We start from the raw sequence: 13,146 nt of genomic DNA on the forward strand, positions 1-13,146 counted from the left end.
CACGAAGCGGGCGCCGCCTTTCAGACGTGACGAACTTCAACGATCTCGTACTCGATTACGCCGCCTGGCGTCTTCACAGCCACCACATCGCCCTCTTCCTTGGCAATCAAGGCGCGGGCAAGTGGGGAACCGACAGAAATCTTGCCGAGTTTAAAGTCAGCCTCATCTTCGCCAACGATGTGATAGACCACACTTTCGTCAGTCTCGACGTTGGCGATTTCCACAGTCGTGCCGAAAATCACCTTGCCAGTCTTCGGAATGGTCGTCACGTCGATGACCACCGAGTTCTGCAGGCGGCCTTCGATGTCACGGATCCGCGCCTCGACCATACCCTGCTGCTCGCGGGCAGCATGGTATTCGGCGTTTTCCTTCAGGTCACCCAGCTCGCGGGCCGTACCGATGTCCTGGCTCAGCTTTGGACGTACGACCTTGGTCAGATGGGCGTGCTCCTCTTCCAGGGCCTTAAAGCCCTGGACGGTCATTGGGTATTTGGTCATGCCTTCAATCCTGCGTGTAGATCCTGCAAGCGACGCACGGTCTTTTCCGGACCGAACTTGAGCGCTTCGCAGATGGCTTCGCCAGCAGCAATGGTGGTGGTGCAGTAGATCTTGTGCTGCAAGGCGTTACGACGAATGGAGTAGGAATCCGCGATCGATTGACGCCCCTCGGTGGTGTTGATGATCAGCGTGACTTCGTCATTCTTGATCATGTCGACCACGTGCGGACGGCCTTCCGTCACCTTGTTCACGCGACGCACTTTCAGGCCGGCAGCTTCGATCAGCTTGGCGGTCCCGGCAGTGGCCACGACTTCGAAGCCCAAGTTGATCAGATCACGGGCTACACCTGCAACCAGTGGCTTGTCGTCATCACGCACGCTGATGAAGGCAGTACCGCCGGTCGGCAGTACTTCGCTGGCGCCCATCTGGGCCTTGGCGAAAGCTTCACCGAAGGTATCGCCTACACCCATCACTTCACCGGTGGACTTCATCTCTGGGCCCAGGATCGGGTCCACACCCGGGAACTTGGCGAATGGGAACACCGCCTCTTTCACGCTGTAGAAGTTTGGAATGATTTCCTTGGTGAAGCCGATTTCCTTCAGGGTCTTACCTGCCATCACGCGGGCAGCGATCATGGCCAGGGAGACACCGATGCACTTGGAAACAAATGGCACGGTACGCGAAGCACGCGGGTTGACTTCAATGACGTAGATGTCTTCGCCTTGAAGCGCCAACTGTACGTTCATCAGGCCGACTACGCCCAATTCCAAGGCCATTTTCTTGACCTGTTCGCGCATCTCGTCCTGGATGTGCGCCGGCAGCGAGTAAGGCGGCAGCGAGCAAGCGGAGTCACCGGAGTGAACGCCAGCCTGTTCGATGTGCTGCATGATCGCGCCGATCACTACATCGGTACCGTCGCAGACCGCATCCACATCCATCTCGATGGCGCAGTTGAGGAAGTGGTCAAGCAGCACCGGGCTGTCGTTGGACACTTTCACCGCATCGCGCAGGTAACGCTTGAGCTCTTCTTCTTCGTAGACAATTTCCATCGCACGGCCGCCCAATACATAGGACGGGCGCACCACCAGCGGGTAGCCGATCTTGCTGGCTGCACGGATGGCTTCGTCTTCGCTGCGCACAGTGGCGTTTGGCGGCTGACGCAGGTTCAGGCGCTCAACCATTTGCTGGAAGCGCTCGCGGTCTTCTGCACGGTCGATAGCGTCCGGGCTGGTGCCAATGATCGGAACGCCGGCGGCTTCCAGGGCACGCGCCAGTTTCAGCGGGGTTTGGCCGCCGTACTGGACGATCACGCCTTTCGGCTTCTCGACGCGTACGATTTCCAGCACGTCTTCCAGGGTCACTGGCTCGAAGTACAGGCGGTCGGAGGTGTCGTAGTCGGTGGAAACGGTTTCCGGGTTGCAGTTGACCATGATGGTCTCGTAGCCATCTTCGCGCAGCGCGAGGGCGGCGTGGACGCAGCAATAGTCAAACTCGATACCCTGGCCGATACGGTTTGGACCGCCACCCAGAATCATGATCTTGTCGCGACCCGACGGCGCGGCTTCGCACTCTTCCTCATAGGTGGAGTACAGGTAGGCGGTGTCGGTAGAGAACTCGGCCGCGCAGGTGTCAACGCGCTTGTAGACCGGGAAGATCTCCAGCTTGTGGCGATGTGTGCGCAGGTTCTTCTCGGTCACACCCAGCAATTTGGCCAGACGCTGGTCGGAGAAGCCCTTGCGCTTGAGGCGGAACATCATGTCGCGGTCGATGCTGGCCAGACCCAGGGTCTTGACCTTCTCTTCTTCCTTGATCAGATCTTCGATCTGTACCAGGAACCACGGATCGATCATGTTCATGCCGAAGATGTCTTCGACGGTCATGCCGGCGCGGAAGGCGTCAGCCACGTACCAGATACGCTCGGCGCCAGGCACGGTCAGCTCGCGCTTGAGCACGCTCATGCTTTCCGGGTTGCTCAGGTCGAGTTTCTCGTCCAGGCCGCAAACGCCCACTTCCAGGCCGCGCAGTGCTTTCTGCAGGGATTCCTGGAACGTGCGACCGATGGCCATGACTTCACCCACAGATTTCATCTGGGTGGTCAGGCGTGCATCAGCCTTGGCGAATTTCTCGAAGGCAAAACGTGGCAGCTTGGTGACCACGTAGTCGATGGATGGCTCGAAGGACGCCGGGGTCTTGCCGCCGGTGATGTCGTTCGACAATTCGTCCAGGGTGTAGCCCACGGCCAGCTTGGCAGCGACCTTGGCGATCGGGAAGCCGGTGGCTTTCGATGCCAGGGCCGACGAACGGGATACACGCGGGTTCATCTCGATCACGACCATACGGCCAGTGTTCGGGCAGATACCGAACTGAACGTTGGAACCGCCGGTTTCCACGCCGATCTCGCGCAATACCGCCAGGGAGGCGTTACGCAGGATCTGGTATTCCTTATCGGTCAGGGTTTGTGCCGGAGCCACGGTGATCGAGTCACCGGTGTGCACGCCCATCGGGTCGAAGTTTTCGATGGAGCAGACGATGATGCAGTTGTCCTTCTTATCGCGGACCACCTCCATCTCGTATTCTTTCCAGCCGATCAGGGATTCGTCGATCAGCAGCTCTTTGGTCGGCGACAGGTCCAGGCCGCGGGCGCAGATCTCTTCGAACTCTTCACGGTTGTATGCGATACCGCCACCGGTGCCGCCCATGGTGAAGGACGGACGGATGATGCACGGGAAGCCCAGGGTCTCGAGGACCGCATTAGCTTCTTCCATGCTGTGGGCGATACCGGAACGCGGGCAAGCCAGGCCGATGGATTTCATGGCCTTATCGAAACGCGAACGGTCTTCAGCCTTGTCGATGGTGTCGGCATTGGCGCCGATCATCTCTACGCCGAATTTTTCCAGGACGCCTTCGCGCTCCAGGTCCAGGGCGCAGTTCAGTGCAGTCTGGCCGCCCATGGTTGGCAGCAGTGCGTCTGGACGCTCTTTTTCGATGATCTTGGCAACGGTCTGCCACTTGATCGGCTCGATGTAGGTAGCGTCGGCCATGGCCGGGTCGGTCATGATGGTGGCTGGGTTGGAGTTCACCAGGATGACGCGGTAGCCCTCCTCGCGCAGGGCTTTACAGGCCTGGGCGCCGGAGTAGTCGAATTCGCAGGCCTGGCCGATCACGATCGGGCCAGCGCCGAGAATCAGGATGCTTTTTATGTCTGTACGTTTTGGCATGGGTTTGTCACTCAAATCCGCAGGTCAGTCGGCAAGCCGTCTTGAACAATCTTTGAAGAGCCTGCGGGGGCCACCGAGATCCGGGGCCGCCCGCAGGCCGCTCAGTCAGCGTCGCTTGGCCATCTCATTGATGAAACGGTCGAACAGCGGCGCTACGTCGTTCGGGCCCGGGCTGGCTTCAGGGTGGCCCTGGAAGCTGAACGCGCTCTTATCGGTGCGCTCGATACCCTGCAGCGAACCGTCGAACAGCGACTTGTGAATGGCGCGCACGTTGCTCGGCAAGGTGGCTTCATCTACCGCAAAACCGTGGTTCTGGCTGGTGATCATCACAACGCCGGTGTCCAGGTCTTGCACAGGGTGGTTGGCACCGTGGTGGCCGTGCCCCATTTTCAGGGTCTTGGCGCCGGAGGCCAGGGCCAGCAACTGGTGGCCGAGGCAGATACCGAATACTGGAATCTCGGTTTCCAGCACGTCCTTGATCGCCTGGATAGCGTAGTCGCAAGGTTCAGGGTCACCCGGGCCGTTGGACAAGAACACGCCGTCCGGTTGCAGGGCGAGCACGTCGCTGGCCGGGGTTTGCGCCGGCACCACGGTCACGCGGCAACCGCGCTCGACCAGCATGCGCAGGATGTTGTACTTCACACCGTAGTCGTAGGCGACCACGTGGTAAGGCAACTCGGCAGCATCGATGGTCGCGTGGCTGTCCGTCTTCAAGTCCCAGACCGTGGAGCGCCACTCGTACTTCTCTTTGACGCTGACGACTTTCGCCAGGTCCATGCCCTTCAGGCCAGGGAAGCCTTGCGCTGCGGCAATCGCCGCCTCTTCGGAAATATTGTCACCGACCATGATACAGCCGTTCTGCGAGCCTTTTTCACGCAGGATGCGTGTCAGGCGGCGCGTATCGATACCAGCGATCGCCACAACGTTGTTGGCTTTCAAGTAATCGGACAGCGACATCGTGTTACGCCAGTTGCTCGCAACCAGTGGCAGGTCGCGAATCACCAGACCGGCCGACCAGACACGATCAGACTCGACATCTTCCGGTGTAGTACCGGTGTTGCCGATGTGCGGATAGGTCAGGGTAACGATCTGTTGGGCGTAGGAAGGATCGGTAAGGATTTCCTGATAGCCGGTCATGGCAGTGTTAAACACCACCTCTCCAACGGTCTGACCGTCGGCTCCAATGGCTTCGCCGCGAAAAATGCTGCCATCAGCAAGGGCGAGTATGGCTGGCTTAGTCAAGAAGACCTCCCGTAAATAAAGCCTGAAAGGGCGATCGCAGGTTGTAAAAAAGCGGAGTGACGTATGGACACGTCACCCCGCTTCTTCACTGAATTATTCTGCGCGCTTTTAGTGGACACACTAAAGCTGTAGCTTACAGAAAAAGGCTTTTTTGGTCCACCGCTAATGAGCCTTAAAGGCAGGGGAATGCGACAGGGCGTCGCTTAGCGGGTAAAAACGGGGCCTAAGCATAAGCTTGAGACCCCTTTTTTGCTACTGATTAGTGCAGATCCAGCACATCGCGCATGTCATAAAGGCCCGCCTCGCGACCTTCCAGCCAGAGCGCAGCACGTACCGCCCCCTTGGCAAATGTCATGCGACTGGACGCCTTGTGCGTGATTTCCAGGCGCTCACCCTCCGTGGCGAACAATACGGTGTGATCCCCCACCACATCACCACCGCGTACGGTTGCAAACCCGATGGTGTCACGCGCACGCGCACCGGTATGGCCTTCGCGCCCGTACACTGCCACTTTCGACAAGTCGCGACCGAGCGCATCGGCAATCGCCTCACCCATGCGCAGCGCGGTGCCCGAAGGTGCGTCGATCTTGTGGCGGTGATGGGTCTCGATGATTTCGATATCCGCTTCATCCCCGAGCACACGGGCCGCCAGATCAAGCAGCTTGAGCGACAGGTTCACACCCACGCTGAAGTTGGCTGCGAAGACGATAGGAATATCCTTGCCCGCCTCCACCAGCAACTGCTTCTGATCAAGCGTCAAACCGGTGGTGCCGATCACCATCGCCTTGCCCGCCTTGCGGCAAAAAGCCAGGTTCTTCAGCATCACATCCGGCAGGGTGAAATCGATCAGCACGTCGAACTCGTCGGCTACCTGCTCCAGGTTGCCGGACAACGAAACACCGATACGCCCCAACGAAGCCAACTCACCGGCATCCGCGCCAATCAACGTGCTGCCCGGACGAACGATCGCCGCGGTCAGCCCGGAGGCCGGCGAGCGCTGCTGCACCGCTTCGACCAGCGTCTTGCCCATGCGCCCGGCAGCGCCCATTACGGCTATACGTCGCATACTCAATTCCTTACAGGTCGCCGAAGAAGCGCTTCACGCCATCGAAAAAGCCCGCGGTTTTCGGCGAGTGGGAGTCATCACCCTCCATCGAACTGCGGAACTCTTCCAGCAGTTCGCGCTGACGGCGATTCAGGTTGACCGGCGTTTCCACCGCCACACGACACATCAGGTCACCAGCACCACCACCGCGCACCGGCGCAACGCCTTTGCCACGGATGCGGAACTGTTTGCCGGTCTGCGTGCCTTCAGGGATCTTGAGCTTGACGCGACCATCAAGGGTCGGAATCTCCAACTCGCCACCCAGCGCCGCATCAACAAAGCTGATTGGCACTTCACAGAACAGGTGCTTGCCGTCGCGCTGGAAGATCGAGTGCTCGCGCACATTGATCACCACGTACAGGTCGCCCGTAGGCCCACCCTGGGTACCCGCCTCGCCTTCGCCCGACAAGCGAATACGGTCACCGGTATCCACGCCAGCCGGCACTTTTACCGACAGCGTCTTGTACTCTTCGACACGACCTTCGCCGTGACAGGAGTCGCACGGATCGGAAATGATCTTGCCCTGGCCATGGCAGCGCGGGCAGGTCTGCTGCACCGAGAAGAAGCCCTGCTGCATGCGGACCTGACCAATACCACCGCACGTCGGGCAGGTGATGGGCGACGAGCCCTTCTTGGCGCCCGAGCCATCGCACGGCTTGCAGTTGACCAGCGTCGGCACACGGATATTGACACTGGTACCGCGCACGGCTTCTTCCAGGTTCAACTCCAGCGTGTAGCGCAAGTCGCTGCCACGCTGGGCACCACCACGCTGACCACCCCGACCACCGCCGAAGAAGTCGCTGAATACGTCGCCGAAAATGTCGGAGAAGTTCTGACCGCCAAAACCGGCACCGCCGCCGCCCATGCTTGGGTCGACACCGGCATGGCCATACTGGTCGTAGGCCGCACGCTTGTTGGGATCAGACAGGCATTCGTAGGCCTCATTGGCCTCTTTGAACATCTCTTCGGATTCTTTGCTGTCCGGATTACGGTCCGGGTGGTGCTTCATCGCCAAGCGACGGTAGGCCTTCTTCAGGTCCGTCTCGCTGGAGCCGCGCTCCACACCCAACACTTCGTAATAGTCACGCTTTGCCATAAGTCTTTGCACTCTTAAGGACGTTCAGCCAGACCCTCCTGAGCCCTGCCAAACTCGTTGAGCCCCAATACAGGCCCGGACCCAACTCACGTCAATTCAACGATCCTGGTCATTACTACTTTTAGCCAGGTACCCGGCCAAAATGCGGTATTTATTGCTCGGAAAGCAGGAGCATTCCCGATCACACCGCCAGCACCCGAACACTGTCGCATGCTGTAAAAATTCACATACCCCAGACACGCCAACGCGGGAGCAAGCTCCCGCGCGGCGACATCCTACCAGTCACCGCTTGATAGCGGTCAACCGGGCGACCAACTTACTTCTGGTCTTTGACTTCTTCGAACTCGGCATCGACAACGTCGTCATGCTTGGCTTCAGGCTCTGCCTGTTGCGCGGCACCGTCAGCTGGCTGACCTTGTTCGGCATACATTTTCTGCGCAACAGGTGCAGAGACTTTCGACAGCTCTTCGATCTTGGCTTCGATAGCGGCCTTGTCATCGCCTTTAACGGCGGCTTCCAGGGCAACTACGGCAGCTTCGATAGCAGCCTTCTCTTCAGCAGTCACTTTATCGCCAGCGTCAGCGACCATTTTGCGGGTCGAGTGAACCAGTGCATCACCCTGGTTACGGGCGCCAGCCAGCTCGGCAAACTTGGCATCCGCATCAGCGTTGGCTTCAGCATCACGAATCATCTGTTGAATTTCTTCATCAGACAGACCGGAGTTGGCCTTGATGGTGATCTTCTGCTCTTTGCCAGTCGCCTTGTCTTTCGCGCCGACGTGCAGGATGCCGTTGGCGTCGATGTCGAAGGTGACTTCGATTTGCGGCACGCCACGTGGTGCTGGTGGAATCTCGGCCAGGTCGAACTTGCCCAGGGACTTGTTCTGAGCCGCTTGCTTACGCTCACCTTGCAGCACGTGAATGGTCACAGCGCCTTGGTTGTCATCGGCAGTCGAGAACACTTGGGATTTCTTGGTAGGAATCGTGGTGTTTTTCTCGATCAGCGCAGTCATCACGCCACCCATGGTTTCGATACCCAGGGTCAGCGGGCTAACGTCCAGCAGCAACACGTCTTTTACGTCACCAGCCAATACCGCGCCCTGGATGGCAGCACCCATGGCAACTGCTTCGTCCGGGTTCACGTCTTTACGTGCTTCCTTGCCGAAGAACTCGGTCACTTTCTGCTGAACCAGTGGCATACGGGTCTGACCGCCCACCAGGATCACGTCGTTGATGGAACCCACGTCGATACCGGCGTCTTTCAGGGCGATGCGGCAAGGTTCGATGGTGCGCTGAACCAGGTCTTCAACCAGTGCTTCCAACTTGGCGCGAGAGATCTTCACGTTCAAGTGCTTAGGACCGGTGGCATCTGCAGTGATGTACGGCAGGTTCACGTCGGTCGACATGCTCGAGGACAGTTCGATCTTGGCCTTCTCGGCAGCTTCTTTAAGGCGCTGCATGGCCAGCGGATCACCCTTGAGGTTCATGCCGCTTTCTTTCTTGAATTCGTCAACGAGGTAGTCGATCAGACGAATGTCAAAGTCTTCACCACCCAGGAAGGTGTCGCCGTTGGTGGCCAACACTTCGAACTGGTGCTCGCCGTCAACTTCAGCGATCTCGATAACCGAGACGTCGAAGGTACCGCCACCCAGGTCATAAACGATCACAGTGTGGTCGCCCTTGGCCTTGTCCATACCGTAAGCCAGAGCAGCTGCGGTTGGTTCGTTGATGATACGTTTTACGTCCAGGCCCGCAATGCGGCCGGCGTCTTTGGTCGCCTGGCGCTGGCTGTCGTTGAAGTAGGCCGGAACAGTGATCACCGCTTCGGTCACTGTTTCACCGAGGTAGTCTTCGGCAGTCTTCTTCATCTTTTTCAAGACTTCAGCCGAAATCTGCGGTGCAGACATCTTATTGCCATTCACCTCAACCCAGGCGTCACCGTTGTCAGCCTTGGCGATTTTGTAAGGCACCATCTTGATGTCTTTCTGTACGACTTCTTCGTCGAACTTACGACCGATCAGACGTTTTACCGCGTACAGGGTGTTGTGCGGGTTGGTGACAGCCTGGCGCTTGGCCGACTGGCCAACCAGGATCTCGCCATCATTTGCGTAAGCAATGATCGACGGCGTAGTACGCGCGCCTTCGGCGTTTTCGATAACTTTGGCTTTGCCGTTTTCCATGACGGAGACACAGGAGTTGGTGGTCCCCAGGTCGATACCGATAATTTTGCCCATGATTTACTCTCCCGAAACTTGAATTTGGATGCCGCAGCAGTGGTGGCTAACTGCGGTAGCACTTAAACGCTTGACTTATAGATGGGGGCCTTGCGGCGTATTTCAAGCCTGCTCATCAATAGAAGGCGAAACCGGTGCAGGCGCCTTGCTCACCACGACCATCGCCGGGCGCAACAGGCGACCGTTGAGCTGATAGCCCTTCTGGAACACTTTCAACACGCTGTTAGGCTCCAGGTCATGGCTTTCCTGCATGGCCATGGCTTGGTGATGCTCAGCGTTGAACGGCTCGCCGCCGGTTGGATCAATGGCTTCCAGCTGATAACGCTTCAGGGTGTCCTGGAACATTTTCAGGGTCAGCTCGATCCCCTCGCGCATCGGGCGGATGTTTTCGTCATCCGGGTTGGACAACTCGAGACCACGCTCCAGGCTGTCGATGATCGGCAGCAAGTCACTGGCGAATTTTTCCAGTGCGAATTTGTGAGCCTTCTCTACGTCCTGCTCAGCACGGCGGCGGACGTTCTGCAGATCGGCGGCAACACGCAAAGACTGGTCCTGCGCAGCGGCCAATTGCTCTTCGAGCACCTGCACACGAGTTGCCAGCTCATCGCCGACAGCCGAATTGGCGTCTGGAGTTTGCGTATCCTGCGTCTGTTCGTCAGCCATAGATTTCTCCTTTCAAAATCATGCGCGAACCCAACTCGCGCTTCTGTTCCGGTATATGGGGCCACAATTTCCAGGTTCAAGGGCGCAGGCGTTACCAAAAGTCTTTCCGGTGATCGGGATCAATTCCTGCCTCCACATTCCTGATTGCGCTAAAAAAGAAGCCCATTCAAGCAAATCGAGCTAAGCGCCAGGATTGTCAGCCCCAAACAAAACACTGTATAAATAACCAGACCTAAAGCCTGGGAGCGGCCGTCATGCTCGTGCACCTGTCCGTACATAACTACGCCATCGTTGAACACCTGGATCTCGAACTGGATCGCGGGATGAGCGTAATCACAGGCGAAACCGGCGCCGGCAAGTCGATCATGCTCGACGCCTTGGGCCTGACGCTCGGGGATCGCGCTGACAGCGGCGTGGTACGCCCCGGTGCGGACAAGGCCGATATCCTGGCCACCTTCGACCTGGCGGATATTCCCGAGGCAGAGGCCTGGCTGGCAGAGCGCGACCTTAATAATGACGGCCCGTGCATCCTGCGCCGAGTCATCACGGCAGAAGGTCGCTCGCGCGGCTACATCAACGGTACGCCCTGCCCACTGGGCGACCTGAAGGCCCTTGGCGAACTGCTGATAGATATCCACAGCCAGCATGAACACCAGTCCCTGCTGAAAACCGACACTCATCGCCGCCTGCTCGACGAATACGCGGGCGCGACAGACCTCGCCCGCCAGGTGCAACTTGCCGCTCAACGCTGGCGCCAGACGCGGCAGGAACTGGAACGACTCTCCAACTCCGGTGACGAGCAACGTGCTCGCCATCAATTGCTCAGCTATCAACTCGAGGAGCTGGAAAGCCTGGGCCTGGGCGAAACCGAACTGGAGCAACTCGAGCAGGAACACAAGAATCTCACCAACGCGGAAACCCTGCTGGGTATCTGCCGCCAAGTGGTAGAGCAATGCAGCGAGAGCGACTCCGGCAACGTACTCAATGCGCTGACGGCGAGCCTTAATCGCCTGTCCAGTGTGAACAACGCCTCCGACTCCCTGAGCGAGGCCACCACCCTACTCACCAGTGCACAGATCCAAGTAGAAGAGGCCGTCGGCGAACTGAACCGCTTCCTGGATCACTTCGATGCAGACCCGGCACGCCTGCAGGAAATAGAAGAACGCCTGGACACCATCTATACCCTGGCGCGCAAACATCGAATCCAGCCCACCGAAGTGGCAACGATGCAGCAAAAACTGCTGGATGAAATCGAGACCCTTAACGCCAACGACGAATCCATCGAGCGCCTGGGTGAAGAACTTGCCTCCTTCGCTCGCCACTATCAGGAGAAGGCACGCGAACTCAGCGACCTGCGCCAGCAAGCTGCGACGAGCCTGGCCAGCGCGGTGGAGGTGGAAATCCAACGCCTGGGCATGCCTGGCGGGCGCTTCACCATTGAATTGCGCGCCAACGCCAGCAACGAACTGCAGCCCCACGGTTTGGAGCAGGTCGAACTACTGGTCAGCGCCAACCCCGGGCAGCCGCTCAAGGCCCTGGCCAAAGTGGCATCCGGCGGCGAGCTGTCGCGGATCAGCCTGGCGATCCAGGTGATAACGGCGCAAACCTCTCGGGTACCGACGCTGGTATTCGACGAAGTCGACGTAGGGATCGGCGGGCCAACGGCGGAGATTGTTGGCCAATTGTTGCGACGTCTCGGGGATCGGGGGCAGGTGCTGACGGTCACCCACTTGCCGCAAGTGGCAGCGCAGGGTCACCAACACCTGTTCGTGCACAAGGTACGCGGCAGCGATGCAACGCACACAGCCGTGTCCAAGCTGAACAAGTCGGAACGGGTGGAAGAAGTGGCACGCATGCTCGGCGGCATTGATCTGACCAAGGAGTCCTTGGCGCACGCGAAGAAAATGGTGGTGGCAGCGAGAGCTTGAGCTGACGATTTTCTCCCTTATAGAAAGCACGAAGGCGACCCTAGGGTCGCCTTCAATCGTTTTGCAGAGCGAATCTGCTTCGATTTTTACTTTTTCTTACGGATGTACAACACAAGATTGTGATCAACCAAATCGAAGCCATGCTCCTCAGCAATCTTGTGCTGCAGCGCTTCGATCTCTGGGCTGGTGAACTCGATTACCTCATTGGTATCCAGGTCAACCATGTGATCGTGATGACCACCATCAGCCAATTCGAACACCGCATGACCGCCGTCGAAATTATGACGAACCACCAGCCCTGCGGCTTCAAACTGGGTCAGCACACGGTAAACCGTGGCCAGGCCAACGTCCTCGTTAGACTCCATCAGCGCCTTGTAGACATCCTCGGCACTCATGTGGCGCTGCTCAGCAGAATCGAGCATTTGTAGAATCTTGACTCGTGGCAGAGTCACTTTAAGACCGGCTTTGCGTAGTTCGCTATTTTCAACCATGGTTAGCTTTCTCGCGGATGCTGCTTCGCAGCTTCTCTTAATACGGGTATGATCGGCGTTTACGTTGTCCCAGCCAAGATAGTGGAAGTCGCCCACCGATGCAAAACACCAAGCTCTTGCTAACCAGTTTCACCTTTGTGGGACTGCTCGCACTCGCCGGTTGTTCATTCCCCGGGGTTTACAAAATCGACATCCAGCAGGGCAATGTCGTCACGCAGGACATGATAGACCAGTTACGCCCCGGAATGACCCGACGGCAAGTACGGTTTATCATGGGTAACCCCCTGCTGACCGACACTTTCCATGCCGATCGCTGGGATTATCTCTACAGCCTGCAACCAGGTGGCGGTGAACGCCAGCAGGAGCGCGTCAGTGTCGTCTTCAATGGCAATGACCAGCTTGTCAGCCTGTCCGGCGACTTCATGCCCGGCGTGAGCCGTGATGAAGCCCTGCTCGGCAAGGATAACGGCACCAACGTGACTGCCCCTGCGCAGGAAGGTGAAAAGCCGAAGTCCGAAGTACCGGCCAAGCCAGGCTCACTGCTCGACAAGATCCAGAAGGACGTCGACGGCGTGGAAACGGTTCCCGTCCCGACGCCACAACCTCTGGACACCAGCCCGCAGTAATATTGCGGCGCTCAGCAAAAAGCCCGGCATGCCGGGCTTTTTTGTTG

General features: G+C 58.3%; 10 protein-coding genes. 2 read left to right on the top strand and 8 right to left on the bottom strand.

Translation table 11 applies throughout. From position 1 onward, the window contains the following. Positions 1-20: 20 nt before the first annotated feature. The 7 genes from greA to grpE form a co-directional block, all read right to left on the bottom strand. Entirely contained in the window at positions 21-497 is a 477-nt protein-coding gene (gene greA / locus KUA23_RS25795; RefSeq protein WP_003235048.1) for a transcription elongation factor GreA, read from the bottom strand. Beyond that, positions 494-3,715, bottom strand: a complete 3,222-nt coding sequence (gene carB / locus KUA23_RS25800; RefSeq protein ID WP_010206612.1) for a carbamoyl-phosphate synthase large subunit — start codon at positions 3,713-3,715, stop codon at positions 494-496. The genes greA and carB overlap by 4 nt, the downstream gene beginning before the upstream one ends. A 105-nt stretch (positions 3,716-3,820) precedes the next feature. Beyond that, the gene (carA, locus tag KUA23_RS25805) at positions 3,821-4,957 is read right to left on the bottom strand and encodes a glutamine-hydrolyzing carbamoyl-phosphate synthase small subunit (protein WP_025857106.1); all 1,137 of its coding nucleotides are present in this window, start codon (positions 4,955-4,957) and stop codon (positions 3,821-3,823) included. A gap of 259 nt (positions 4,958-5,216) precedes the next feature. Continuing rightward, entirely contained in the window at positions 5,217-6,023 is an 807-nt protein-coding gene (dapB, locus tag KUA23_RS25810) for a 4-hydroxy-tetrahydrodipicolinate reductase (protein WP_078050221.1), read from the bottom strand. A 10-nt stretch (positions 6,024-6,033) separates the two neighbouring features. Next, complete coding sequence (dnaJ, locus tag KUA23_RS25815; protein WP_071489991.1) at positions 6,034-7,158, bottom strand: molecular chaperone DnaJ; 1,125 nt, start codon at positions 7,156-7,158, stop codon at positions 6,034-6,036. 316 nt (positions 7,159-7,474) lie between these two features. Further along, the gene (gene dnaK / locus KUA23_RS25820) at positions 7,475-9,391 is read right to left on the bottom strand and encodes a molecular chaperone DnaK (RefSeq protein ID WP_015885931.1); all 1,917 of its coding nucleotides are present in this window, start codon (positions 9,389-9,391) and stop codon (positions 7,475-7,477) included. A 102-nt stretch (positions 9,392-9,493) separates the two neighbouring features. Next, the gene (grpE, locus tag KUA23_RS25825; RefSeq protein ID WP_025857103.1) at positions 9,494-10,054 is read right to left on the bottom strand and encodes a nucleotide exchange factor GrpE; all 561 of its coding nucleotides are present in this window, start codon (positions 10,052-10,054) and stop codon (positions 9,494-9,496) included. Positions 10,055-10,308: 254 nt separating this feature from the next. Here grpE and recN point away from each other — a divergent pair, with 254 nt between their 5' ends. Next, complete coding sequence (gene recN, locus KUA23_RS25830) at positions 10,309-11,982, top strand: DNA repair protein RecN (protein WP_252993057.1); 1,674 nt, start codon at positions 10,309-10,311, stop codon at positions 11,980-11,982. 86 nt (positions 11,983-12,068) lie between these two features. Here the strand turns inward: recN and fur are convergent, their stop codons facing one another. After that, positions 12,069-12,473: a ferric iron uptake transcriptional regulator gene (fur, locus tag KUA23_RS25835; protein WP_003194220.1), complete on the bottom strand. Its 405-nt coding sequence runs from the start codon at positions 12,471-12,473 to the stop codon at positions 12,069-12,071. A 98-nt stretch (positions 12,474-12,571) separates the two neighbouring features. On the opposite strand from fur, the gene KUA23_RS25840 reads away from it, so the two are divergent. Next, positions 12,572-13,099, top strand: a complete 528-nt coding sequence (locus KUA23_RS25840; protein ID WP_078050224.1) for an outer membrane protein assembly factor BamE — start codon at positions 12,572-12,574, stop codon at positions 13,097-13,099. The last annotated feature ends 47 nt before the right edge of the window (positions 13,100-13,146 follow it).

Origin of the sequence: Pseudomonas pergaminensis (genome assembly GCF_024112395.2) — a bacterium.
Lineage (GTDB): Bacteria > Pseudomonadota > Gammaproteobacteria > Pseudomonadales > Pseudomonadaceae > Aquipseudomonas > Aquipseudomonas pergaminensis.